Origin of the sequence: Lysinibacillus agricola, assembly GCF_016638705.1 — a bacterium.
Classification (GTDB): domain Bacteria; phylum Bacillota; class Bacilli; order Bacillales_A; family Planococcaceae; genus Lysinibacillus; species Lysinibacillus agricola.
The window spans coordinates 1,740,695-1,765,391 of the sequence record NZ_CP067341.1; the positions used below are offsets into that span (position 1 = coordinate 1,740,695).

A 24,697-nucleotide genomic window follows, 5' to 3' on the forward strand; every position below is an offset into this window, starting at 1 on the left:
CTTGGCGTAATTGCGTCCGGATTTTGAATTGTGCTTGCACAATTCATTCCTTTCAAAATCCGTGACATCCGCCGGAGGCTTTATCTTCATTCAGTAGGTGTTTGGACACCCACTTAAAAGGGAACACATCAGCATTCATCTCACTACCTTCAGAGGTGGGATGAGTGCTGAATGAAGATAAAAACTATTCGAATTTTAATGAGTCGCCATCAAAAGTTTCGTCTGCTACTTTGATTGAGTCAGTTGGGCAACCTTCGAAAGCATCTTGCATGTCTTCTAATAGATCTTCTGGAACTTCAGCAGTTCCCATGTTATCATCTAAAATAACGAAGGCAATACCTTCATCATCATAATCATAAATATCTGGTGCTGCGGCTCCGCAAGCGCCACAAGCGATGCATGTATCTTTATCAACAATTGTGTATTTAGCCATTTTTTTTTTCTCTCCTTTTACGATGTTCCTACAAAGCTTCATACTCATTTTAAAGATGTTTATCTTACATTTCAACATAAATACTATTAAATTGGAGGAATTTGCGTCTATGTTTCATCAAATTTTATTGCAAATCTTTCAAAAACTCAATAACGAACGAACGATTTCTGCTGCCTATCATGTCTTGAGAGGAAAGCGCTCAGGCCAGACTATTCAAGACATCGGCCTATTTCAGCTACATAATTATTTCGGGCTATTACCTAAGTTGCCTAGGGCGACATTCGATGAGGCTGTATCTTTATTTTTGCAGTATAGTTGGTTAAAAATACAAGAATCCGGTCACTATTCCATGGAAAAGCTAGGTCTACAGCGAGCGGAGCAGACACCTGATTTTTTATTTGATGGATGGCACTATCGGGGAAATGAGCATGTATTTTTTGCAAGGCTCTCGTTAATTGTACAAAGTTTATCCTATCAAAGTGCTGGGATTCGTTCTTTTTCTCCAATAAGTAGGGATACGAATATTCAGTCTTGGGTTCGCACTTTTTTACTCGAGCATAACTACCAAGATGGGCGTTTACAGCAGCAATTATTGGAGGAATGTGAACGCGTGCTTTCTGGATTATCTTTATCTGAAGCTAACAAACAGCTTGTCCTCTATCGATTGAGTGGCCACAGTTTACCAGGATGGACTTGGCAGCAGCTTGCTAGTGAACGTAAGGAAGCAGTTTTAGATTGTCAATTAGCGTTAATAGAGTTGCTACATACATTATTAAATGAAGTCCATCAGACAAATGATTATCCGTTACTTCGTAAAATAGCAGAGGAGCTAAGAGTAAAAGCATTACTAACCGATTCAGCTCAGCAAACGGCACATTTATATGAGCAAGGATACTCGATTGAACAGATTGTGCAAATAAGAAAGCTAAAACAAAGTACAATTGAGGATCATTTAGTAGAATTAGCCATGTATGAACCGAACTTTTCGATTGGTCCGTTCGTCTCATATGAAGAAGCGGAAAAAGTTTGGCGGGCATCGAAACAATATCAAACAAAAAAATTGAAAACATTGCATGAAGTGGTTGAAGGTATGAGTTATTTTCAGTTAAAGCTTGTCCTCGCGAAAGGAGAAGTATAGATGGAACTTGAACAAACATTGGCAAAGCATTTTGGCTACACAGCATTTCGTCCAGGTCAAAAAGAGGTCATTGGGGCAATTCTAGAAGGAAAAGATGTTCTTGCTTTATTACCAACAGGGATGGGTAAGTCACTTTGTTACCAGTTACCAGGGTATATCTTGCAGAAGCCAGTATTAATTGTTTCTCCGCTACTTTCGCTCATGCAGGATCAAGTAGAGGAGCTAAAACGCATTGGTGAAAAGAGAGTAGTCGCCTTAAATTCATTTTTAACCGTAAGTGAAAAACGATATGTATTACATTTTTTAGAGCAGTTTCGTTTTATTTTCACATCACCAGAAATGCTTTTACAGCAACAAGTTCAGGACAAGCTCTCACAAATGCAGCTAGGTCTTATCGTAGTAGATGAGGCACATTGTATTTCTCAGTGGGGCTTTGATTTTCGACCAGATTATTTACGAATTGGACAATGGTTCTCACAAGTAAATCGTCCACCAGTTTTAGCATTATCAGCGACTGCGACGAACAAAGTAGTCAATGAAATACGAGATACATTGTCGCTACATACACCATTTGAGTTTTTGTACAATGTGGATCGACCAAACATTCATCTTGGACGTGTCATTTTTGAGGACAGGGCAGATAAAGTACACTGGATTATTCAACATATAAAAGAGACTGCAGGACCAGGTATTCTATATATGTCCTCTCGGAAGCGTGCAGAACAGTACAGTGAAGCACTAATCCAGGCAGGTATACGCGCAGCAGCGTATCATGCAGGCTATGGGGCTGAGGATCGCCAGTTTACTCAGCAGCAATTTATTGACGGAGAACTAGACTGGATTGTGGCAACAAATGCTTTTGGGATGGGTATCAATAAGTCAGATATTCGTCAAATTGTCCATGAAACGATGCCTGCTAATGTAGAAAATTATATGCAGGAAATTGGCCGTGCGGGGCGTGATGGTCAACCGGCGCTCGCAATTTTACTTTATTGTGATGGTGACGAGGAGCTTGCGAAATTTGTTGTAACAGGCGATTTGCCAACATCTGGTCATGTCGATCGTTATCAGGAACTACTAAATCAACAAGTACAGCCTTCACAAATGCTGAAAAACGGAGAGTTGAGTGAGACTGCTTTTCGTGTTCTTGATTACTGGCTACAACAAGAAACCATGGAACAAGTTAAAGTACGTCTAAATCATTTGGCACTGGAAAAATACCGTGCTGTCGACGAAATGCAAAAAATTACTCAGACAAAAGACTGTATTCGCACGCAGCTAGTCGGGTATTTTGGGCAAAAATTGCTGAAAAAACCGGAAAACTGTTGTGAAAATTGTGGAATCCATTATGATGAAATCAATAAAGTACGCTTGAAGGAAGAGAAAAAAATAGAAATGATCCCGTGGAAAAGTCGGTTAAAGCAACTTTTGATGGGTTTTTAGAGGCTCATCATCGTAAGTTGGGGTGACATTTTGTTAAAACGTATGTCATGTGAACAAGTTGATTGGAGTGAAGACTGAACGCCCTCAGGAAAGCACCCAGTCGCAACGAAGAACCTTTTTAGACTATAACTGACGGTCATTTACTTTTTTCGCAAAATTCGTCATAATAGAATGATAGAATGCGTAGTAAGGTTGGAGGAAAGACGAATGAGTAAAGAAGATTACCGCGATAAAATCGAAGAACATCGTCAATCTTTTGAGGAAGAACAAGAAGAACAGCAAGCTTTATCTAGAGTTTCAAGAATGAATAAAAATGGAAGCAACAATAATAAGCCAAAAAATACAAAACGAAAAACGCCACTAATGACGATTCTTTTTGTAATCTTTATTTTAATTCCATTATCATTATTAATCTATTTTGCGAAATTCTACGAACCTGGTCAAACGATTGAAGAGGCAGAAAAAAACTCTGAAGATTTTGTAGAAATTGACAAAACAGGAAGTAAAGCTGAAGCATCTTCAACTAACAAAAATAAAGAAGACGATAAAGCAGACAAAGCAAAGGATCAATCCAAGAAAGACGCTGAAAAGTTAACAGCTGAACAGAAGGCGGCTGAGGAAACGAAAAAGGCCGAAGCAGCCAAGAAGGCCGAAACAGCCAAGAAGGCAGAAGAAGCTAGAAAAGTGGAAGAAGCAAGAAAGGCAGAGGAAGCTAAAAAAGCTGAGCAAGCTAGAATAGCACAGCAACAACAAGCTGAGGCGGCAAGAAAAGCGGAAGAGGCGAAAAAAGCTGACCAAGCGCGCAAAGCCGAAGAAGCACGTAAAGCTGAGGAAGCGAAACAAGCTGCAAAAGCAAGTACCCATACTGTAAAGCAAAATGAAAATCTATATCGTATTGCATTGAATCACTACGGTGATGGAAGTGAAGCAACACTAGCAAAAATCCGTGCCGCAAACGGTATGTCTTCTAATACTTTAACAGTTGGGCAAGTTATTAAGCTACCATAAGAAAAGCGGGTATCATTCTTTGGCAATGATGTTTTTCTAGTATAAAATAATGGACAAACGTTAACACCAAATAAGGTGAGACGTGCGTCTGATTTAGTGAAAAGACGATTCGTTATAATGAAGAATCGTCTTTTTGCTTTCGTAAGGAGATGTTAGGGAATGATTTATATTGGACTATTTGTTTTAGTAGTCATCGCGTTCCTGCTTTATATGTTGAAGGTGGCACATGAAAATAATGTTTTACATCATCAATTGTTATTAAAGGGTGAACAAGAAAAGATTCGACTATTTTTTATTTCGGATACACATTTACGCAAAATTAACCGTCAGATGATTGAGAAATTAGATGGTCAATTTGATGCTGTTATTATTGGTGGAGATTTTGCGGATGGACGCACACCTATTCCGCGTATTCATGACAACCTAAAATTATTAACTCCTTTAGGACCAACTTATTTTGTATGGGGTAATAATGACAGAGAAGTAGGTGAAGAGCGTTTCCGAAATATTTTACAGGAACATGGTGTTCAGATTATTGCCAATGATGCTATATTACTACCTAAAAAAAACCGCTTTTGGCTAAATGCAATTGAAGACACAACTACAAGGAAAAATAGCTTTGATGAAGCATTTGCAAAGGTAGGAGAGAAAGACTTAGTTGTTTTCATCGCACATAACCCTGGTGTTTTTGCAAGAGTCCGTGCTAAATTCAGGGCAGATTTAATGATTGGTGGGCATTTACACGGTGGTCAAATTAGAATTGGTCCATACGGAGTGCATCCAAACGGCTCTTATCGGGAGCGTGAGGGTGTGATGACGTTAGTAAGTAACGGCTATGGTACGACATTATTACCTTTCCGACTTGGTGCGAGACCACAATGTCATATTATTGACATTGAAATTTCGGGTAAATAAACAACCAAAACTTGATAGAAGGCGTATAATGGAAGCGATGATCGATTTATCCCGCATTAACGGACAGTAATTTATCTGTACTGAAAGCGAATCGTCAACTACAAGATTCCCACCTCAAAATTCAACGAGAGCAAAGAAGTTAGGTGGGAGACTAACTGCCCGTAAAAACCCGATTGATGAAGACAAATAATCAGTGAGGATGAAGAAAGCTCCCACTGATTAAAGTTTCGCTTTAGTGAAAGTAAAGTATTGGCAAATTAATGCTGATACGAATTTGATAGGAGTGTCAAGAAATGCAACAAGTAGATGCAATTATTGTTGGGGGAGGCCCATGTGGTTTAGCAGCAGCAATAGCCTTGCAAAATATTGGATTAAAGCCAGTTGTAATTGAAAAAGGAAATATCGTAAATGCGATTTACAATTATCCTACGCATCAAACTTTTTTTAGTACGAGTGAACGTTTAGCAATCGGTGAAGTGCCTTTTATTATTGAAGGACGTAAGCCGAAGCGAAACCAAGCACTAGTTTATTATCGAGAAGTTGTGCGTTTGAAAGATATTCAAGTAAACCGCTTCGAAAAAGTAAATAGCGTTGTAAAAAATGGAGCAGTGTTTACAGTAACGACAGATAAAGAGGTTTATGAAACATCTTATGTAGTGATCGCAACTGGCTACTATGACCATCCAAATTATTTAAACATTCCAGGTGAGAAATTACCGAAAGTATTCCATTACTTTAAAGAGGGACATGAATTTTTCGATACGGATGTTCTTGTAATAGGTGGGAAAAATTCGGCAGTGGATGCGGCGCTTGAGTTGAATAAGGCAGGAGCACGCGTCACTGTTGTCTATCGTGGTAGTGAGTATTCATCTAGCATCAAGCCATGGGTTTTACCAGAATTTGAAGGAGTAGTACGAAATGAAGAAGTCCAAATGCATTTCAATACAAATATACTGGAAATCCGTGAGCATGAGGTCGTAGTAGAAATTGATGGTAGCAAGAAAACTTTAAAAAATGATTTTGTTTTTGCGATGACAGGTTATCATCCAGATCATTCATTTATTCGAGCAATGGGTGTCTCTATTGATTATGAAACGGGTCGTCCTTTCTTTAATGCAGAAACTATGGAAACAAATGTAGAAGGACTTTTCATTGCAGGAGTTATTGCAGCTGGAAATAATGCCAATGAAATTTTTATTGAAAATGGCCGATTCCATGGCGATTGTATTGCAAAGACAATTGCAAAAAGAGCAAACTAGCAATAGGAGCTGTATAGGCATATAAGCTTATACAGCTTTTTTTAAGTGACGGATAGAAAGGCAGAGCGACGAAAAGAGAAAGCCGAGCGACGGATAGAAAAGGGAGAGCGACGGATAGAAGAGGCAAAGTGCCAGATAAAAAAAGTCAAAACGATTAATAGACATTAAAAAATGTCATAAATAATGTTAACAATACATAATTTCGGATCACCACCAAAACTTAGGGATAACATTTGTTAAAACTTATGCCATATATAAGTCGATTGGAGTGAGGCTGGTCGGCTCCTTGGGATTAGCGACACAGATGAGTCCCCGGAGCGAGCATAGTAGAGGAACGAAGGCTAAAAACATCAAATCCTGTGATAACGCCTTCGTACCCAATAACTAGTTGCAGCCCTCCGCTTACGCACAAACAACACCTAGTTGTCCCAAACGGCTCATCGGGCGCCCCTAGTAAAGCACCCAGTCGAAACGGAAATCAACCCCACGTTAAGGTGATGAGCTATAATTTTTGTAAAAAAGGTGTGAAAGAACGCTTGGATTTTACTGGATGCTTAGTTATATAATAGGGAATTTTATGACGGCATATTTCGTTGGAAAAGCGTATGGTGTTAATTTACAGGAAGAGAGAAGTAAAAACTTAGGGGCTCGAAACGCTGGTAGTGTTATTGGAAAAGGTGCTTTTATATGGACTTTTTTAGGGGATTCTTTAAAGGGGGCGCTCGTTGTAGGGTTAGGGCGTTTATGGCATTTCGAAGAATGGGCAATAGTTCTAGGTGCTTGTTTAGTTATGCTCGGTCATTTGTTTCCGGTTTGGCTTAAGTTTAATGGTGGAAAAGGGGTAGCAACTTTTATTGGTGTAGGTCTAGCATTATCACCAAGTTTATTTTTAATGATGGTTTTAGGAACAGCTATTACCCTTAGTTCGACCGTTGTGAGTGGAAAAGCTGTTGGTGCACTTTATAGTGGCTTGGCTTTTGTTTTTTCGCAAAACATTGTGAAATCTTCCGCAACATTGCCTGCATATCTCGATTTAGCTCATTACCAGCAAGGTGCTATTCCGTTTAGTACTTGTTGGAAATGTTGAAGCGGCATTACAGGCATATCCTGCACGCTATGAACTGCTACAGCAGCGCTTTAATACTCTACTGCAGCTTCCGTTCATGCACTATAGACTTTCAACAACACATTATCCAATGTTAATAACATTAAAATATCCGAAGTCTCTGTCCAATTTACATATGAATTTAACATTAAATGGACTATTTGTTCATGGAGATAGTAGCTATTTACCTGACTACTCCCACAGCTAAAGCAGTGGGGTTCTTATATACTTAATAGAAGCGTTACAAAGCTCTCCACAGATGGTGTTGCCATGTCCTGTGTACAACATCTTTGATTTATCCTCTGTTCCATAAGACTTTCTTATTTACACAACCGATGTTGTGTTGGCAATAAGTTTTAACGAAGGCAGGTAGCTCTACCTACGGAGGAATACCCCTCACTTGATTTGTTGGATACCCATGCTAAGAGGGAATGTTTTCTTTACTTGTTTCAAGTCTTCTATATGTTGATTGTGTAACTCTAAAAAGGTAGTAAACGTTTTATTGCATAAGTCTTGATTAGGTTGCTGTAAATTTGTATCACTATTCATCAGTAAAAACGCACTATATAAATCTCGTTGTACGAGATGACTTCCAATTTGACTCCAACGTTGATGGAGTTTTTTCTTTTCATAACGATTCGTCACATGGTTATACTGACTGGCTCGGAAGGTTATCGTATTTACTTTCTGTATCGTTTGCTTTGTGTAACCTAATTTTTGATGGATGATTTCCACTAGCATGGCTGGGGCATGATTCCCAATGCTTTTTCCAAAACGCTTTTTAGATTGGATTTTGCCCTGTATAGTTGTTTTTGTTTCTTTTGCGCGTTTTGCCAATCCTTTAAAATGCATGGTTTCGATGTACACCTCATCGCCAAGAGACAAAATTTTATTTGCTAACGCACCATGTTTTTCTTTGATGTAGGAAGCTTTCTTTCTATATAATTCTTTTACTTGTTCTTTTGTTTTTTGATAGTTTTTACTATATGTCCAACGGAGTTTGACGCCATGTTTTATAGTCCCATCCTTTTTGAAATTGTTAGGATTGGTACTTCTACGACTTCTATCCAACTTGCGTAATAAACGTCTTTTTTGTTTCTCCAATAAAGGTACTTCTGGAGCAAGTTGTTGGATGAAAACCGTTTCTTCTGAAACAATCGCAATGGTAGAAGGACCAATGTCAATACCTACTCGTTTTTGTTTTTGATAGGAATGTCGAAAGGCTCCTGTAGATGGAATTCTCTTGGCAGGAGGAATCCCATCCATCACAAGTTGTACGTAAAAAGTATGTTTTCCACGAATCACTTTTTTGACTAGACGACAGTATTTAATGGTATGAAGAGCAAGGGACTCTTTTACAAACAAATCTTGTTTGCGAATACGAACAGGAAGGATTAATCCATTCCAAAAGACACTATTCTCTTTAAATCGAATGCCTGCTTTATTAGATTTCCCTTCTACAGAATGAAACATTCCGTACCGTTTAAAGTGTGCTTTGCTCCCTTTAAATAGAACATCTTGAACCGCTTTCCAGACAGTAGAGGCGATTTTCTGAGAAGTATTGCTATCTATATGTTTTTTATAGTTATGTTGATGCTTTTTAATATACGCATGCAGTTGATATTCACTTAATCCAAAAAGATTGACGAATGTTATCTAACTCTTTTTGCGATCTGCTTCAATTCTTTTTGAATCATTCGTTTTTTTCGCTTTTTGATAGCTATGTAATTGTTTTCGATAGTGTTTTGATTCTTGCATGAACGTATATTGTTTTACTGCATAAGACAAAGTTGTATTATAGAGTGTACGGGCAATTTCAAAACGTTTTAATAAGAGATCCTTTTGCCATGTATCTATAAGTAACTTGAGTTCTATAATAAAACAATCTTTCTTCCATTTCGTCATTACCCGTCACTCCTTTCTTTTTTGATTGTTTACAATATACAATATAAACATATGTTCTATAAAGAAAAAGCACTTCATTCCTCCCACCTCTGAAGAAGTGGGCTTCCTGAAGCTCACTTCTGTGAGAAAGACTTTATTCAGCTTTCTGTTATTCAGCCGGATTTTGAGAAAGCTATCGTTCGACTCCGAGAAATTTTGAGCTAGTATCAACAGGTTGTGGATGCATAAGCTACTAGGAAAATTGAATACATTGGTTTTACATGAAAAATTCCTTTAAATCAAGTGGAGTACCTGTTTTGTTGAGCCCAATTAATAATTTTAATCGCGCTTTTTGACCATTTATACCAGTTGCAAATATAGCTCCTAAGTCTTCCAGCATCTTACCACCACCAACATAGCCGTAGACACCTTCTGCGATGCCATTAAAACAACGGGATACGAGTATAACAGGTATATCACGCTCTAAAAGACTCTCAATACCCTTTACGACTGTCGGAGGAACATTGCCTTGTCCAAGTCCTTCTAACACAACGCCATCATATTTGCATGCGAGTACCACATCAAGTAAATCAACCTCCATGCCAGCATACACTTTCAGCATGGCCACTCGTTTTGGTAATCCAAGAATATCTACATATTGACGACGGATGGGGGCATGATGAAACAAAATTCTTGATTTAGTGATAAGTCCAATCGGGCCATACTGTGGTGATTGGAAGGTATTTACAGAGCTGGTGCTTGTTTTTGTTGTATTAACAGCAAGATGTACCTCGTCATTCATAACTACAAGCACACCTTTTTCACGAGCTTCTTCATCCACAGCTACACGAACGGCTTCCATTAAATTATAAATACCATCTGCACCAAGTTCGTTGGAGGAGCGCATCGCACCCGTTAAGACAATAGGAATCGATAAATCAGTTGTTAATTCTAAAAAATAAGCTGTTTCTTCTAATGTATCAGTACCATGGGTGATTACAACGCCATCGATTTGCTCTGCTGAAACTTTTTCGATAATAAGGTTTCGTAACTTAAGCATTTCTTTTGGTGTAATATGTGGTGAGGGAAGGTTAAAAGCTTCCATTTCAATAATCGTTGCAAGAGCGTCGAGCTTTCTGCTTTCCTTCATCAAAGGATTTTCCTTGTTTGGCATAACGGCGCCTTCATCACTCATTGCCATAGATATTGTTCCACCGGTATGAATTAATAAAATTGTTTTTTTCATAAAATAATATCTCCTTTTAAAAAGTTTTATGTCATTACATGGTATAATAATAGCAGTTTATCTTTATACAACTGATATTTTTTGTCGAAAAAGAACGATTAATGTCGCAAAAGTTTTCCGACTAAGATATACGAATGTATTTTTTAGTGAGTTTCCAATAACCGACAGAGAAAGAGGAACTCAGACTATGAATTTCACATCCTGTGAAAACGCCAAAGTGCAACTTTATGTTGGTCTAAAGCCTCAGAGGATGTTATGGATTTTGCATTATCCTAACATAATTTGAAATCTGAGAATAATTATGTCAAGGCGAAATTGATTTTTGAAAGGAGCCGGCATCATGATCATCTTATTATCAGCTGCCATTGCTCCCGGTCTAGCGCTTTTTAGTTACTTCTATTTGCGCAATCAGATGGCAACGGAGCCAAGAAGAACCTTACTTCAAACGTTTTTGTATGGCGCATTTTTAACGTTTCCTATCTTGTTCTTACAATATGTACTAACAGAGGAAGGGGTCTTTCGATATCTTTATCTACAAGATGTTGTTTTTTCTAGTGTAGTTGAAGAATTTTTTAAATGGTTTGTTCTTTTAATCGCTATTTACAATCATGTAGAATTCGATGATCCTTATGATGGCATACTGTATGGTGCAAGTATATCTCTTGGTTTTGCCACAATCGAAAATGTTCTTTACTTATTTTCATTCGGTTTGGATACTGCATTTATGCGAGCTTTATTACCTGTATCAAGTCATGCTTTGTTCGGTGTTGTAATGGGCTATTATTATGGACGTGCCAAATTTTCGAAGTTCGCAAAGACGAAAGAAATGATTGCTATGGCGCTTTGTGCACCGGTAGTATTACACATACTATATAATACAATTTTATCATTCAAAGGCTACTGGGTATATTTAATGATACCTTTTATGCTATTTTTGTGGTGGTTTGGGCTACGAAAAGTCAAACTTGCTCACTATCACCTTGTGCAACATTTGCATATGAATAAAAAATATAAAGCGTAGAAATCTAAAAAAGATTTCTGCGCTTTTCTATTTTTTAACTTCTTTCAGCAAATGTCTTTTGTAGCGAAAGCAAAGCGTCAGCTACAGAAATCTTCCACCTCTATAGGTGGTGAGATGAATGCGGATTTAAGTTACTTTTCAGTGGGTGTCCAAACACCTGCTGAAATAGAGGAACTCAGTCTAAGAACGCCACGTCCTGTGGCAACGACTGAGTGACCAACATCGTGTTGGCCCAAAGCCTTTGGCGGATGTCACGGAATCGGAAAGGAGTTCACATAGGATGTTAGCCTAAGATCATCGCATCCATGCGATAACGGCTAACTGACCTGCGTCACGCAGGCCTAAGCACAAAGCCGATTCCGGACGCAATTTTGCCTCGGCAAAATTGATATGTATAAAATGAGTCGTTTGTTTCAAGCTATGGAAAAAGGAGTGATGATAATGCGTTTAGTAAGCATAATTTTTGCTTTGATGCTAGGGATTAGTCTATTTGCTATTCCGCAAAATGACGCCATTGCATTTACCGAGCAACAGATTTCTCGTGGTGCTTATGGAGATGATGTAATTGAATTGCAGGCAAGGCTACAATTCTTAGGATTTTATAAAAGTAAAATTGATGGCACGTTTGGCTATAACACATATTGGGCTTTACGAAATTTCCAAGAGAAATATGGTTTACCAGTGGATGGGATAGCCGGCGCTAAAAACAAAAAAACTTTATCTGGATATTCAGATTACGATGAAGGATGGGTTAAAGCTCAATTAAATGCAGGCAATCAATTTACCTATTATGGTGGCATGCCACTTGAGCAGCAAGTGAGAACAAACACTGGCGGCGGAGGTGGTGGAGGTAAAAGTAGTGGTAGTAGTAATAATAATGGCACCAAAACACAAGTTCCTCCTAAGTATACTGACAAAGATTTACAGTTAATCGCGAATGCGGTTTATGGTGAGGCTAGGGGAGAACCTTATGAGGGTCAGGTAGCAGTAGCGGCTGTTATTTTAAACCGTCTGGAAAGTTCTGAATTCCCAAACACTATTTCAGGCATTATTTTCCAACCATTAGCTTTTACAGCGGTAGCGGATGGGCAAATTTGGCTAGAACCAAACCAACGTGCAAAAGAAGCCGTTCTGGACGCTATGAATGGCTGGGACCCTTCAGAAAATGCACTTTATTATTTTAATCCGAAAACAGCAACAAGTAAGTGGATTTGGTCACGACCTCAAATTAAACGAATTGGAGAACATATTTTCTGTTCATAGAAAGGAGGAAAACAAATGAGAACTATGCTCGTTATACTTACCGCGGCAGTTATTGGCTTAGGGGCATACAGCATTCATATGCACGGAGAAAATGCAAGTTTACAACGTACTGTGCTAGCTCAGTACACAGATACATTAACGGATGCATCTGAAAAATTATCTCATTTACAACGATCTGTTTCACAATCTCTATTGTTCCGAGATGATCAAGCGATTCACAATGAGTTAGATTCTGTTTGGCGACTAAGCTCTGAAGTTCGATCTTCTATATCTAATATTCCTGTCGGACAAGAACTCTCGAATCAATGGCTAGGTTATTTAGGTCGCCTTGGAGATGAGGCGAAGAGAACAGCTAAAACAGGAGATTATCAAGCTTGGCGAGAAAAAATGCCACAAGTATCCACAAATTTACAATCACTTTCAGACGAATGGTCAGCTGCAACCGTCGATTTTTATAAGAATGATGGTAAAATGGACGTCTGGTTGCAACAAGTAGATAGTAAGGCCCCAAGTACAACATTTGATAATGTACAAAAGACATTAAAGGGTTACAGTGAAAAGGATTTCCCACTTACATTAAGTGAATCGGATTGGCAGAAAAAAATAGAACTTAAAGCATTACAAGATTCAGTCATTACTGAAAAAGAAGCATTGGAAAAGGTTAAATATTTATTCCCTATTATAAAAGACGCAACCTTTACTGTTACGAAAAGTAATGATACTTCACCATATCCGTTTTATCATATCCAATTCCATCAAGGTATTCGTTTAGGGTATGTCGATCTAACAGAAAAGGGTGGGCATTTATTATCCTATTTAGTGGAACGTCCAGTGGATGAGGCAAGGCTATCACAAGATGAAATTATTAAAAAAGCTGAAGAAAATTTAAAACGACTTGGAATGAATGATGTTGCATTTGTGGAATCTCGTGAAAACCATCAAGCATGGCATGTGACATTTGCACGTGTTCACCCTGGTGATAATGCGTTGATCTATGCAGATGGCGTGCAACTAAAACTTGCTAAGGATACTGGTGAGTTACTTGGGGCAAATGCAATGGAATATATTCAAGAAGAGACGATTAAACCACAAACTGCAAAACCAATTGATTGGAAAACATTTTTCGATAATGATGTAAAAGTAGAAGAAGTGAGAAATATTTATACTGATAACGGACAATATGAGCAACGCCTTTGTTATGAGGTGATTGCGCTCCGCGATGGAAACACGCAGGAAACATTTAGAATTGTCATTGACGCTGAAAATCATAATGTCTTAAAAGTGGAATATTTAACGTAATCTAAGAAAAAAACTGGCTCATCACTAGAGGACATAAAACGTGTATATAAGTTGATAGGAGTGAAGGCTGTGCGACTCATCCGGGGATCAGCGTCACAGATGAGACACTGGAGCGAGTGCAATAGAAAAACGAAGGCTTTAAAAGCATCACGTCCTGTGATCAAGCTTTCGTGACCGCCCAAGCGGCTCATCGTGCGCCCTGTCGAAACGGAAATCAATCACACGTTATGGTGATGAGCCAAAAAATCACCAGTTCATATAGCCAAAATGGGTATCTCATGCGATAATAAAGGTATATTTGTGTTCGGGGAGATGCTCATGGAAATAAAAATTGGTACACAATTAGAACTTGAACCAACTTATACAGAGCGTATTGAAAAATTCCGCTGTAAAGTTGTAGAACAAAAAGACAATATTATTTACATCGATTATCCAATAAATATTGCAACAAATAAAACAGCATTTTTAATAGATGGTTCTGAATTTAGAGCAACTTTTCGCACGGAGGACAACCAATCATTTGCTTTCAATACAGAAGTGATTGGACGTAAAGCTGGCAATATACCTATGGTTATGTTGCACTGTCCAAAGGTAGAAGACTTTATCAAAATCCAACGCCGTGAATATGTACGTGTGGAAACGCCTGTGGATATAGCAATACAGTTTAAGGATTACAAATATCAGCTAGTAACAACAGATATTAGCGCAGGTGGTTTGGCCGTGTTCTTGAAAGGGGCAATTGCTTTCAAAGATGGTGATGAGGTTAAGTTAACAATCGTTTTACCATATGCCAATGGGGATGTAAAATACGTTGTCACAGATGCGACGGTTGTTCGTATAGTTGAAAAAGATAACAAAAAAATTGCAACTATACAGCTCACAGATACAGATGATGTAGACCAACAGCATATTGTTCGCTTCTGCTTTGAACGTCAGTTAGTTAATCGTCGTAAAGAATTGAATCCTTTTGATGATTGATTTTTTAAAGTCTTCCCAACTCTATTGGTGAGTGGCAAATTTCTATGAATTTTTGCAGGGAGTTTACACACCTTCAAATCGAGTAGTAATTTGATTTTAAGAAAGCCCTCTGCTAAAAGAGGGCTTTTTTATGATACAATATGGTGTGATAGAAAGTAGGGGAGAATATGAAGAAAAACATTCAAATAGCGATTGATGGACCTGCTGGCGCTGGGAAAAGTACGATCGCCAAAATTGTTGCAGAGGCGCTTGGATTCACTTATATCGACACAGGTGCAATGTATCGTGCAGTTACGTATAAAGCAATGCAACAAAACATACATTTAGATGATGAAACAAAATTAGCAGAAATGCTAGCATCTAGCAAAATTGAATTAAAGCCTTCTCCTCAAGGGCAACTTGTCTTTTTGGACGGGAACAACGTGTCGGCAGAAATTCGTTCAAATGAGGTAACTTCATCTGTTTCACAAGTAGCGGCTCATGCTAAAGTGCGCGAACTATTAGTAACACAGCAACAAAAGCTTGCTACTAATGGTGGTGTTGTTATGGATGGGCGCGATATTGCTACGCATGTGTTAAAGAATGCGGAGCTAAAAATCTATATGTCTGCAACAGTAGAGGAGCGAGCAAGACGTCGCTTTTTAGACAATCAAAAGCGTGGAATTGAATCTTCTATTGAAAAGCTTCAAGAAGAAATTGCCCTGCGCGATAAAATGGATAGCGAGCGTGAAGCATCGCCACTAATTCAAGCAGAAGAAGCCATATTTTTAGATACGACAGCATTGTCAATTGATGGTGCAGCACAGGCCATTTTAAAATTAGCGCAAGAAAAAATGGTATAAATCCTAAAATTTCAGACATTTTTTGAATTTAAAGGATTTATTTTTGTCTTTGTCTTCAATATCGAATAAAATAGTAAGGGAAGATGCGAAGGAGGGTTACATATGTCTGAAGAAATGAACTATGCAGAACAAACGTTTAACGAAGGTGATATCGTCAAAGGTATTGCAGAGCAAGTTGATGAAAAAGCGGTAACTGTTTCAATTCCAGGTGCACCATTCGACGGTATTGTACCAATAAGTGAATTATCAAGCTTACACATTGAAAAAGCGTCTGACGTAATCTCTGTTGGAGATGAGTTGGAGTTGATGATTACAAAGGTTGAAGAAGAAAACTATGTATTATCAAAACGTAAAGTAGATGCTTTAAAAGCATGGGATACACTTGAGCAACAATTCAACGCTGAGGAAGTTTTCGAAGCGGAAGTAAAAGATATTGTTAAAGGTGGTCTTGTCGTAGATTTAGGAGTACGTGGCTTCGTTCCAGCATCCCTTGTAGAAGACTACTTTGTAGATGATTTTGAAGGTTATAAAGGCAAATCTCTTAGTTTTAAAATTGTCGAGCTTGATAAAGATAAAAATCGTTTAATTTTATCACATCGCGCTGTAGTGGAAGCCGAAAAAGCTTCGCAAAAGAAAACGGTCATTGGCCAAATTAAAACTGGCGATGTGTTAGACGGTAAAGTACAGCGTATTGCATCATTTGGTGCATTCATCGATCTTGGTGGTATTGATGGCCTGGTGCATATTTCACAAGTGTCTCATGAACATGTGAGTGATGTGAGCGAGGTTTTATCAGAAGGCCAAGAGGTGAAGGTAAAGGTTCTTTCTGTAGACCCAGAAAATGAGCGTATTTCGTTATCCATTAAGGAGACGATGCCTGGACCTTGGTCAAACATTGAAGAGCGTGCTGCTAAAGGTACAGTGTTAGATGGAAAAGTAAAACGTCTTACTTCATTCGGAGCATTTGTGGAAGTTTTCCCAGGTGTAGAAGGTTTAGTGCATATTTCGCAAATCGCGCATAAGCATATTAACACGCCACACGAAGCTTTGAAAGAAGGACAAGAGGTACAGGTGAAAGTACTTGACGTAAATGCTAAAGAAGGTCGCTTAGCACTAAGCATTAAAGATTTACTTGAAAATCCTGAGGCAGAGGAAGTAATCGACTATGAATTACCAGAAGAAAACACAGGCTTCTCTTTCGGTGATGTCATTGGTGATCAACTAAAAAATTTTAAATAACTAGACAAGCGAGGATACAGTTTGTGTCCTCGTTTTTTTTTATGGAGTCGGCGGTGACAGATAGCCCTTCGAACCGCTAGATAGAAGAGGCGAAACGAAGTAAAAAATCTTAAAGTGATGGATAGAACAATACATAGCGCGCACTTTAATGGATATGATATGATATAATGGCATTTTTCGTGTATAATAGCGAAAGACAAGAAGTTGGAAGGATGAAGTACAGATGACGAAACCAGTAGTAGCCATCGTAGGTCGTCCGAACGTAGGTAAGTCGACGATTTTTAATCGTATCGTTGGGGAACGTGTATCGATTGTGGAAGATATTCCAGGGGTTACACGTGACCGTATTTATAGTTCGGCAGAGTGGTTAACACATGACTTTAATATTATTGATACAGGTGGTATTGAGATTGGGGACGAGCCGTTTTTAGAGCAAATTCGTCAACAAGCAGAAATTGCCATTGATGAAGCGGACGTTATTATCTTTATGACAAATGGTCGTGAAGGTGTAACAGCTGCTGATGAGCAAGTAGCAAAAATTTTATACAAAACTAAAAAACCGGTCGTTTTAGCAGTTAATAAAATTGATAATCCAGACATGCGCGAGATGATTTATGATTTCTATGCACTTGGTTTTGGCGAGCCTTGGCCAATTTCTGGCTCTCACGGCTTAGGTTTAGGGGATTTATTGGATGAATGTGCAAAACATTTCCCTAATGAGGATGAAAATCAATATGGAGACGAGGTCATTAAATTCTCGTTAATCGGTCGTCCAAATGTGGGGAAATCATCATTAGTAAATGCATTTTTAGGTCAAGACCGCGTTATTGTTAGTAACATCGCTGGTACTACTCGAGATGCTATTGACACACCTTATGAGTATGATGATCAGGAGTATGTCATTATTGATACTGCAGGTATGCGGAAAAAAGGGAAAGTGTATGAAACGACAGAGAAATACTCTGTATTGCGTGCATTACGTGCAATTGAACGCTCTGATGTTGTTTTAGTCGTTCTAAATGCAGAAGAAGGCATTCAAGAGCAAGATAAAAAAATTGCAGGCTATGCACACGAAGCAGGAAAAGCTATTGTTATTGTTGTTAATAAATGGGATGCTGTTGAAAAAGACGAAAAAACAATGAACGTCTTTACACAACAAATTCGTGAGCATTTCTTATTCTTAGATTATGCACCAATTATTTTTGTTTCGGCCAATACAAAGCAACGTGTACATCAAATTTTACCGATTATACAACGTGTAAGTGAAAACCATGCAATGCGTATTCAATCATCTATCCTTAATGAAGTGATTGAGGATGCAGTGGCACGCAACCCAGCACCAACTGATAAAGGCCGCCGTCTTCGCATCTACTATGCTACCCAAGTTGCGATACAGCCACCTACTTTTGTGGTGTTTGTTAATGAGCCAGAGCTAATGCATTTCTCTTATGAACGATTTTTAGAAAATCGTATTCGAGAAACATTTGATTTTGAAGGAACGCCAATTCGTTTAATTACCCGTGCTCGTGCTTAGAAAAAATATACACATACAGAACGCCAACCCGACGAAAATTGTTGGGTGGCGTCTTTTTACAAGAGAGGAAAGTATAATTTTCTAATGTCTACTATAAGGTTGCTTTGAAAGGTTACTCGAGTTCAAGTGCATTATCAGTCTTTCTATAGCGTTTATCGTAGCTAAAAAGGGTGAATTGTCTTTTCTTAACAAGGGAGGATTTCAAATGGAAAAAGTTTGTGTATTAGGGGCAGGATCGTGGGGGACAGCACTTGCGATGGTACTTGCAGAAAATGGGCATGATACACTTCTATGGACCCATCGAAATGATCAAGCTGAAGAAATTAATAACCAGCAGACGAACAGGAAGTATTTACCTGAAACGATACTACCAGCAAATTTGCATGCAACAAGTGATATTGCTGAGGCAGTTGCTCATTCAGAGACAATCGTCGTTGCGGTGCCTACTAAGGCTATTCGAGAAGTATGTGAAAAAATGATTACATCACTCGATAAAAAAGTACTGTTCGTTCATGTATCAAAGGGAATTGAACCCGATACATTAAAACGGATTTCAGAAATTTTAGCGGAAAGTCTACCAGCTGAATATGTAGAAGAAATTGTTGTACTTTCAGGTCCAAGTCATGCAGAGGAAGTTGTTTTACATCATCCAACAACTGTAACAGCGGCTTGTGCAAACATTGAAGCTGCAGAAAAAGTGCAGGATTTATTTATGAACCAATTTTTCCGTGTCTACACAAATGAAGATGTTATCGGCGTAGAAATAGGTGGCGCGTTAAAAAACGTCATTGCGTTAGCCGCTGGTATTACAGACGGTTTAAATTATGGTGATAATGCCAAAGCGGCACTTATAACTCGAGGATTGGCTGAGATTTCACGCCTTGGTGTCAAAATGGGAGGAAATCCATTTACATTCTCTGGACTTACAGGCATGGGAGATCTAATTGTAACATGTACAAGCGTACACTCTCGTAATTGGCGCGCAGGTAATTTGCTTGGGCAAGGTATGAAATTGCCAGAGGTGCTTGATCAAATGGGCATGGTTGTCGAAGGTGTACGCACAACAAAAGCTGCCTATCAATTAGCAGAGAAATATGACGTTGCTATGCCAATTTCAACGGAGCTTTATAGTGTTCTATTTAATAATGTAGAACCAAAAATAGCTGTTGATGCATTAATGATGCGTATGAAAAAGCGAGAAATTGATGACATGATGTACTAATAATATATATTTGATTAGTTCTGTCATAAAACGGACATAAATAGGGTGTCTCAGAGTATAACTGAGACGCCTTATTGTATGTTTTTAGTTTGAAGAATCCATAACGTTATAAAGGTTGTCCATTTAACTGCTTTCAGCAAATGTCTTTTGTACCGAAAGCGAAGCGACAGATACAGAAGTCTCCTACCTCTATAGGTGGGTGATATGATGCGGATTTAAGCTACTTTTCAGCGGGTGTCCAAACACCTGCTGAAATAGAGGAACTCAGTCTAAGAACGCCACGTCCTGTGGCAACGACTGAGTGACCAACATCATGTTGGCCCAAAGCCTCCGGCGGATGTCACGGAATCGGAAAGGAGTTCTTTGTGCAAGCACAAAGCCGATTCCGGACGCAATTATGCGAGGCATAATTGATTGATAGTTATTGGAGAACTGTTTCTTTTTAGCGAAAGCACATAGTATAATATACTTTGATTGTTTTGTGACATTGAAGAAAGGTGGTTGTCTTGAATGGGTCCGTTATCACATATGCCCGCGCTTGATGTAATGTGGATATCATTTTATTGTATAGGCTCTTTGATTATATCAGTCGGTTTAATCTATTTAGCTCGTAATAAGGTTTCGAACGGTTTTTTACGTACGATCGTGAATTTATTTGCATACATACTGTTTGGACTTGGCACATTTTTAATGGTACTTATAGTTGCCACATGGCCATAAAAAATAATGAGGTGGAAGTGACATGAAAAAACTAAGTGCTTTTCTTTTGGTAATAGCAACCGCAGTGCTTCTAGTAGGTTGTGCATATCCAGAAGACGAAAAAAGGGCAAAATTAGTGCCTGATGCTGACCAATTAGCTGCAGTTCAGCGTGCGGTTGATGAATATCGTGAAGCAACTGGTGGGCTAGTTCCAATTAAAAATAGTGAGCTAGATACAGATATCTATATAAAATATTTAATTGATTTTGAAAAACTAATGCCTAAATATCTTACACAAATACCTGGAAATGCCTATGAAAAAGGCGGGATTTTCCAATATATTATTTGGGATCCTGAAAATGAAGCTAAAGTAAAATTAGTAGATTTAAATGCTGCAGAGCGTATCCGTGAAATTAATATTCGTAAAATGTCTACCCAATATTTACCGATAAAGGGTGAAACTTCAGAGAATGTATTTCAAATTAACTTTGAAGAATTGGGCTATAAAACAGATGTAACCGTGAAAAGTCCCTATTCTGGTGCCGAATTGCCAATGTTTATGACAGGTGATGGCGAGATGCATGTCGACTATTTAATTGATTTAGGTCAACTACTAAAAGAAGACAAGCCTGATGTGAAGCCTGGAGATGATATTCGTCAGCTACTTGTCGATAAATATCCAGTAGTACCAGCATATTCTGTACCATATACAGTAGATGAAAAAGGTGAGCCAATTTATTTTATGGACGCTTATAATAGTGACGCAAAAAAAGCGAGAGAAAAAGCTAGAGACAAAGCAATTCAAGAATCTGAAGCCAAAACTAAAAAAGAGTAGTCAATAAGCTCCTTACATTTGTAAGGGGCTTTTTTTCATATTAATCTACCCGCTCGCATATAGTGAAAAAGCGTAGATAAAGGAGGCAGAAACCTTGAGTGAAGCAGTATTTAGAGAAATTGCAGAGCGCACAAATGGCGATGTTTATATTGGTGTTGTCGGTCCAGTACGTGTAGGTAAATCAACATTTGTAAAAAAGGTTATGGAATCGGTCGTGTTACCGAATATTGTGGATGAAACAGAAAGAATGCGCGCACAAGACGAGTTGCCACAAAGCTCGCCGGGGCCAAACATTATGACTGCTGAGCCGAAGTTTGTGCCTGCTCAAGCAACACGTATTGCGGTCGGGGATGATGAAATGTCATTCCAAATTCGTTTAGCAGATTGCGTTGGGTATATCATTGAAGGTGCGAAAGGATATGAGGATGAAAATGGGCCGAAATATGTCCATACACCTTGGCACACAGAGCCTATCCCATTCCAAGAAGCGGCGAAAATAGGCACTGATAAAGTTATTCGTGACCATGCCAATATTGGAATTGTTGTAACAACGGATGGCACGGTGAATGGTATAAGTCGTCGTGCGGCAGAGAAGGCCGAAGAGGAAATTGTTGAACAATTAACTGAAATTGGAAAACCTTTTGTTGTTGTCTTAAATTGCCAAATGCCTGCGAGGGAAGAAACGGTACAGCTTCGAAATGAGCTATTTGAGCGCTATAATGTGCCAGTAATTGCTACTTCAATTGATCAAATGCGCGCATCCGATATTCAGTATATTTTGCAAGAAGCATTATTTGAATTTCCAATTCGAACAATTGAGGTTGAGAAACCAGATTGGTTAGATGTTTTAGATGCAACACATCCATTGAACGTAGCACTAATTGATTCGATGGAAGAAGTATTATCATCTATTATGAAAATTAGAGATGTGCAACAGGCGTCAGATGCCTTTAAAGTTATTGATTTTATTGATCAGAGTGAAGTGGTACATGTGGATGCTGGTGTTGGTACAGCAGTCATTCGAGTGTCATTGCAAGATGAGCTTTATAAGTCGGTTTGCAATGAATGGCTAGAAGAGCCAATTGAGACGAAGCGAGATTGGCTACTCTTTATTAAAGAGGCAGCAGAAGCAAAAGAGGCGCAAAAACGCTTTAAAAACGCCATTAATGAAGCAGATTCGACTGGTTATGGTGTAACACTGCCGATGATGCAGGAATTTGAGCCAACAGCACCAGAGCTCATTAAACAAAATAATTTTTATGGTGTGCGTATGAAGGCAAAGGCACCATCTTATCATATCATTCGAGTAGATATGGAATCAGAATTCGCGCCACTAATAGGCTCTGAATTCCATAGTCAACAATTACTTAAGGATTTAAATCATGCTTATTTACACGATCGTGACGCATTATGGAGCACACAGCTTTTTGGAACTCCGCTGCATGAAGTGTTAAAAGAAGGAATTCGCTATAAAATGGATGCTGTTCCATCTACAGCCAAAAAACGGATGCGACAAACAATTGAACGTATGGTGAACGAAGGTGATAGAGGATTAGTAACATTTATTTTGTAGTGAAAAAATGAAAAATAAAGCGCAAAAAAATATCACAGGGCTTTTCGTTTTTTTATGCGAAAAGTCCTGTTATTTTTGTTTTTTGGGTGAAAAATTGATTTTTTGGTTATAATCATGAATGAATACAGTTGCGTAGCGGTTTTCTATGTGTTAATCTTTTTACAGAATTGGTTCATGATCCTTTGAGAGGAGGTGAATGGTGTGAATAAAACAGAATTAGTAAACTCTGTTGCTGAAGCTGCAGGTCTTTCTAAAAAAGACGCTTCTAAAGCAGTTGAAGCTGTATTTGATACAATTCAAGATGCTCTTGCAAAGGGTGACAAAGTACAATTAATTGGTTTTGGTAACTTTGAAGTACGTGAACGTGCGGCTCGTAAAGGTCGTAACCCACAAACTGGTAAAGAAATCGAAATCGCTGCTAGCAAGGTACCTGCTTTCAAACCAGGTAAAGCGCTTAAAGATGCTGTAAAATAATACACGTCTAGTAGTTACATAGAGCAGTCTTCATGTTTATAACATGAAGGCTGCTCTTTTTAACTTCATTCTGAAAAGTCGCGCAGATAGCTAAAGAAGTTAATGGTACATAGAAAGATACAATAAACGTAAGTGTATGCATTATAGATATCATATGCACAATTGAGGTCCATCACTAAAAGTTAGGATATAATTTGTTTAAACTTATGCCATATATTTAGTTGATGGGAGTGGAGGTTGGGCGACTCCTTGGAGCGTAGCGAAGCGGGTAGGGGAATGAAGGCTAAAAGCATCACGTCATGTGATAACGCCTTCGTGACCAACATCCTGCTGCCGCTTCGCTTTCGCGCAAAAAAACATCTGTCGCTGCCGCTACGTTGCACTGCGCTTTCGCACAGAAAACATTTGCCGCTGCCGCTTCGCTTTTGCGCAAAAGACATCCTGCCGCTGCCGCTTCGCTTTCGCGCAAAAGACATCTGTTGCCCCGACGCCCCTAGGAAAGCGCCCAGCCGGAACGGAAATCAACCTGACGTTATGGTGATAGCCAAAATTTATAAAATATGCTCCAAATTAGAAAGCGTTAAGGGCTATTTTGCTCATATAGCGTTGAATTTCTTTTGAATCAAGTAAGTCGTTTTGCGCTTACCTTTTGGATATGCTACGATGCATAAGGAAATGTGTAATGTATTGATACGCAGGAGGGTTTTTACGGATGTCGAATGTTGATTTATTGAAAATAGAGGAAGCAGTAAAAATGATTTTAGAGGCGGTAGGTGAAGATGTAAATCGTGAAGGTTTACTCGATACACCGAAACGTGTAGCAAAAATGTATGCGGAAATGTTTAGTGGCTTACATGAAGACGCAAAAGATTATTTTAAAACAGTATTTCATGAAGATCATGAGGAATTAGTACTTGTAAAGGACATTCCGTTTTATTCGATGTGTGAGCATCATCTAGTACCTTTTTACGGGAAAGCTCATGTAGCCTACATACCAAACGATGGCATTGTTGCTGGACTAAGTAAATTAGGACGTGCAGTAGAAACCATTGCTCGTCGTCCGCAATTACAAGAGCGTATTACTTCTTCAGTAGCAAATACAATTATGGAAATGCTCTCTCCTAAAGGTGTTTATGTTGTGATTGAGGCGGAGCATATGTGCATGACTATGCGAGGACTTAAGAAGCCGGGATCTAAAACTGTGACATCGGTTGCACGTGGTATTTACGAAGAAGATGAAGTAAAACGTAGAGAAGTATTATCATTTATTCAAATGTCTTAAATTGC

25 protein-coding genes are annotated in these 24,697 nt (G+C 38.6%); 20 read left to right on the forward strand and 5 right to left on the reverse strand.

All coding sequences use genetic code 11. The annotated features are described in order from the left end of the window. Positions 1-184: 184 nt before the first annotated feature. Positions 185-433, reverse strand: a complete 249-nt coding sequence (locus FJQ98_RS08285) for a ferredoxin (protein ID WP_004232564.1) — start codon at positions 431-433, stop codon at positions 185-187. Positions 434-542: 109 nt separating this feature from the next. Here FJQ98_RS08285 and FJQ98_RS08290 point away from each other — a divergent pair, with 109 nt between their 5' ends. The 7 genes from FJQ98_RS08290 (at position 543) to FJQ98_RS08320 (ending at position 7,509) form a co-directional block, all read left to right on the forward strand. Continuing rightward, positions 543-1,571, forward strand: a complete 1,029-nt coding sequence (locus FJQ98_RS08290; RefSeq protein ID WP_053595106.1) for a YpbB family protein — start codon at positions 543-545, stop codon at positions 1,569-1,571. Then, positions 1,572-3,014 carry a RecQ family ATP-dependent DNA helicase gene (locus FJQ98_RS08295; RefSeq protein WP_053595107.1) on the forward strand — a complete coding sequence of 481 codons (1,443 nt, stop codon included), beginning with the start codon at positions 1,572-1,574 and terminating at the stop codon, positions 3,012-3,014. It begins immediately after the preceding gene. 207 nt (positions 3,015-3,221) lie between these two features. Then, the gene (locus FJQ98_RS08300; RefSeq protein ID WP_053595108.1) at positions 3,222-4,022 is read left to right on the forward strand and encodes a LysM peptidoglycan-binding domain-containing protein; all 801 of its coding nucleotides are present in this window, start codon (positions 3,222-3,224) and stop codon (positions 4,020-4,022) included. A 159-nt stretch (positions 4,023-4,181) separates the two neighbouring features. Beyond that, positions 4,182-4,937, forward strand: a complete 756-nt coding sequence (locus tag FJQ98_RS08305) for a metallophosphoesterase (RefSeq protein ID WP_053595109.1) — start codon at positions 4,182-4,184, stop codon at positions 4,935-4,937. 293 nt (positions 4,938-5,230) lie between these two features. Then, positions 5,231-6,196, forward strand: a complete 966-nt coding sequence (locus FJQ98_RS08310) for a YpdA family putative bacillithiol disulfide reductase (RefSeq protein ID WP_053595110.1) — start codon at positions 5,231-5,233, stop codon at positions 6,194-6,196. 577 nt (positions 6,197-6,773) lie between these two features. Then, positions 6,774-7,283, forward strand: coding sequence for a glycerol-3-phosphate acyltransferase (locus FJQ98_RS08315; RefSeq protein WP_241774571.1), 510 nt, complete (start codon positions 6,774-6,776; stop codon positions 7,281-7,283). Next, the gene (locus tag FJQ98_RS08320; protein ID WP_143114813.1) at positions 7,249-7,509 is read left to right on the forward strand and encodes a hypothetical protein; all 261 of its coding nucleotides are present in this window, start codon (positions 7,249-7,251) and stop codon (positions 7,507-7,509) included. Before FJQ98_RS08315 ends, FJQ98_RS08320 begins: the two co-directional genes overlap by 35 nt. 188 nt (positions 7,510-7,697) lie before the next feature. On the opposite strand, the gene FJQ98_RS08325 is transcribed toward FJQ98_RS08320, so the two are convergent. The 3 genes from FJQ98_RS08325 to FJQ98_RS08330 form a co-directional block, all read right to left on the reverse strand. After that, the gene (locus FJQ98_RS08325; protein WP_246494297.1) at positions 7,698-8,774 is read right to left on the reverse strand and encodes a transposase; all 1,077 of its coding nucleotides are present in this window, start codon (positions 8,772-8,774) and stop codon (positions 7,698-7,700) included. A gap of 183 nt (positions 8,775-8,957) precedes the next feature. Then, complete coding sequence (locus FJQ98_RS26730) at positions 8,958-9,206, reverse strand: hypothetical protein (protein WP_246494298.1); 249 nt, start codon at positions 9,204-9,206, stop codon at positions 8,958-8,960. 256 nt (positions 9,207-9,462) lie between these two features. Continuing rightward, positions 9,463-10,431, reverse strand: a complete 969-nt coding sequence (locus FJQ98_RS08330) for an asparaginase (protein WP_053593591.1) — start codon at positions 10,429-10,431, stop codon at positions 9,463-9,465. A 340-nt stretch (positions 10,432-10,771) separates the two neighbouring features. Here FJQ98_RS08330 and prsW point away from each other — a divergent pair, with 340 nt between their 5' ends. The 12 genes from prsW (at position 10,772) to FJQ98_RS08390 (ending at position 23,410) form a co-directional block, all read left to right on the forward strand. After that, entirely contained in the window at positions 10,772-11,452 is a 681-nt protein-coding gene (gene prsW, locus FJQ98_RS08335) for a glutamic-type intramembrane protease PrsW (RefSeq protein ID WP_053593590.1), read from the forward strand. A 441-nt stretch (positions 11,453-11,893) separates the two neighbouring features. Then, positions 11,894-12,715: a spore cortex-lytic enzyme gene (gene sleB, locus FJQ98_RS08340; protein WP_201406672.1), complete on the forward strand. Its 822-nt coding sequence runs from the start codon at positions 11,894-11,896 to the stop codon at positions 12,713-12,715. Positions 12,716-12,730: 15 nt separating this feature from the next. After that, the gene (locus FJQ98_RS08345) at positions 12,731-14,014 is read left to right on the forward strand and encodes a PepSY1/2 domain-containing protein (protein WP_053593588.1); all 1,284 of its coding nucleotides are present in this window, start codon (positions 12,731-12,733) and stop codon (positions 14,012-14,014) included. 318 nt (positions 14,015-14,332) lie between these two features. Then, positions 14,333-14,992 carry a flagellar brake protein gene (locus FJQ98_RS08350; protein ID WP_053593587.1) on the forward strand — a complete coding sequence of 220 codons (660 nt, stop codon included), beginning with the start codon at positions 14,333-14,335 and terminating at the stop codon, positions 14,990-14,992. Between the two features lie 167 nt (positions 14,993-15,159). Next, positions 15,160-15,834: a (d)CMP kinase gene (cmk, locus tag FJQ98_RS08355; RefSeq protein ID WP_053593586.1), complete on the forward strand. Its 675-nt coding sequence runs from the start codon at positions 15,160-15,162 to the stop codon at positions 15,832-15,834. Positions 15,835-15,936: 102 nt separating this feature from the next. Next, complete coding sequence (gene rpsA / locus FJQ98_RS08360) at positions 15,937-17,073, forward strand: 30S ribosomal protein S1 (RefSeq protein WP_053593585.1); 1,137 nt, start codon at positions 15,937-15,939, stop codon at positions 17,071-17,073. Positions 17,074-17,296: 223 nt separating this feature from the next. Next, entirely contained in the window at positions 17,297-18,607 is a 1,311-nt protein-coding gene (gene der / locus FJQ98_RS08365; protein ID WP_053593584.1) for a ribosome biogenesis GTPase Der, read from the forward strand. 205 nt (positions 18,608-18,812) lie between these two features. Then, positions 18,813-19,829: an NAD(P)H-dependent glycerol-3-phosphate dehydrogenase gene (locus tag FJQ98_RS08370; RefSeq protein WP_053593583.1), complete on the forward strand. Its 1,017-nt coding sequence runs from the start codon at positions 18,813-18,815 to the stop codon at positions 19,827-19,829. Between the two features lie 510 nt (positions 19,830-20,339). Beyond that, positions 20,340-20,549 carry a DUF2768 domain-containing protein gene (locus FJQ98_RS08375; protein WP_082339885.1) on the forward strand — a complete coding sequence of 70 codons (210 nt, stop codon included), beginning with the start codon at positions 20,340-20,342 and terminating at the stop codon, positions 20,547-20,549. Positions 20,550-20,571: 22 nt separating this feature from the next. Next, positions 20,572-21,363, forward strand: coding sequence for a hypothetical protein (locus tag FJQ98_RS08380; RefSeq protein WP_053593582.1), 792 nt, complete (start codon positions 20,572-20,574; stop codon positions 21,361-21,363). A 94-nt stretch (positions 21,364-21,457) separates the two neighbouring features. Continuing rightward, positions 21,458-22,936 (forward strand): stage IV sporulation protein A, encoded by a 1,479-nt coding sequence (gene spoIVA, locus FJQ98_RS08385; protein ID WP_053593581.1) that lies wholly within the window; start codon positions 21,458-21,460, stop codon positions 22,934-22,936. Between the two features lie 201 nt (positions 22,937-23,137). After that, positions 23,138-23,410, forward strand: coding sequence for an HU family DNA-binding protein (locus FJQ98_RS08390; protein WP_004232618.1), 273 nt, complete (start codon positions 23,138-23,140; stop codon positions 23,408-23,410). Between the two features lie 292 nt (positions 23,411-23,702). Here the strand turns inward: FJQ98_RS08390 and FJQ98_RS08395 are convergent, their stop codons facing one another. Next, a complete protein-coding gene (locus FJQ98_RS08395) occupies positions 23,703-23,879 on the reverse strand; it encodes a hypothetical protein (protein ID WP_158002988.1) in 177 nt (58 codons plus the stop codon). Between the two features lie 243 nt (positions 23,880-24,122). Between FJQ98_RS08395 and folE the strand changes: the two genes are divergently transcribed. Then, positions 24,123-24,692, forward strand: coding sequence for a GTP cyclohydrolase I FolE (gene folE / locus FJQ98_RS08400; RefSeq protein ID WP_053593579.1), 570 nt, complete (start codon positions 24,123-24,125; stop codon positions 24,690-24,692). Positions 24,693-24,697: the final 5 nt, after the last annotated feature.

Bases quoted from the DNA above. Each gene is read 5' to 3' on its own strand.
- FJQ98_RS08310 (WP_053595110.1), top strand. From the start codon at position 5,231: ATGCAACAAGTAGATGCAATTATTGTTGGGGGAGGCCCATGTGGTTTA.
- rpsA (WP_053593585.1), top strand. From the start codon at position 15,937: ATGTCTGAAGAAATGAACTATGCAGAACAAACGTTTAACGAAGGTGAT.
- FJQ98_RS08345 (WP_053593588.1), top strand. From the start codon at position 12,731: ATGAGAACTATGCTCGTTATACTTACCGCGGCAGTTATTGGCTTAGGG.
- FJQ98_RS08325 (WP_246494297.1), bottom strand. From the start codon at position 8,774: ATGTTTCATTCTGTAGAAGGGAAATCTAATAAAGCAGGCATTCGATTT.
- FJQ98_RS08350 (WP_053593587.1), top strand. From the start codon at position 14,333: ATGGAAATAAAAATTGGTACACAATTAGAACTTGAACCAACTTATACA.
- sleB (WP_201406672.1), top strand. From the start codon at position 11,894: ATGCGTTTAGTAAGCATAATTTTTGCTTTGATGCTAGGGATTAGTCTA.
- FJQ98_RS08305 (WP_053595109.1), top strand. From the start codon at position 4,182: ATGATTTATATTGGACTATTTGTTTTAGTAGTCATCGCGTTCCTGCTT.
- FJQ98_RS08285 (WP_004232564.1), bottom strand. From the start codon at position 433: ATGGCTAAATACACAATTGTTGATAAAGATACATGCATCGCTTGTGGC.
- FJQ98_RS08295 (WP_053595107.1), top strand. From the start codon at position 1,572: ATGGAACTTGAACAAACATTGGCAAAGCATTTTGGCTACACAGCATTT.
- FJQ98_RS08290 (WP_053595106.1), top strand. From the start codon at position 543: ATGTTTCATCAAATTTTATTGCAAATCTTTCAAAAACTCAATAACGAA.
- FJQ98_RS08380 (WP_053593582.1), top strand. From the start codon at position 20,572: ATGAAAAAACTAAGTGCTTTTCTTTTGGTAATAGCAACCGCAGTGCTT.
- FJQ98_RS08300 (WP_053595108.1), top strand. From the start codon at position 3,222: ATGAGTAAAGAAGATTACCGCGATAAAATCGAAGAACATCGTCAATCT.
- FJQ98_RS08330 (WP_053593591.1), bottom strand. From the start codon at position 10,431: ATGAAAAAAACAATTTTATTAATTCATACCGGTGGAACAATATCTATG.
- FJQ98_RS08315 (WP_241774571.1), top strand. From the start codon at position 6,774: ATGACGGCATATTTCGTTGGAAAAGCGTATGGTGTTAATTTACAGGAA.
- FJQ98_RS08370 (WP_053593583.1), top strand. From the start codon at position 18,813: ATGGAAAAAGTTTGTGTATTAGGGGCAGGATCGTGGGGGACAGCACTT.
- FJQ98_RS26730 (WP_246494298.1), bottom strand. From the start codon at position 9,206: ATGACGAAATGGAAGAAAGATTGTTTTATTATAGAACTCAAGTTACTT.
- der (WP_053593584.1), top strand. From the start codon at position 17,297: ATGACGAAACCAGTAGTAGCCATCGTAGGTCGTCCGAACGTAGGTAAG.
- cmk (WP_053593586.1), top strand. From the start codon at position 15,160: ATGAAGAAAAACATTCAAATAGCGATTGATGGACCTGCTGGCGCTGGG.
- prsW (WP_053593590.1), top strand. From the start codon at position 10,772: ATGATCATCTTATTATCAGCTGCCATTGCTCCCGGTCTAGCGCTTTTT.
- FJQ98_RS08375 (WP_082339885.1), top strand. From the start codon at position 20,340: ATGGGTCCGTTATCACATATGCCCGCGCTTGATGTAATGTGGATATCA.
- folE (WP_053593579.1), top strand. From the start codon at position 24,123: ATGTCGAATGTTGATTTATTGAAAATAGAGGAAGCAGTAAAAATGATT.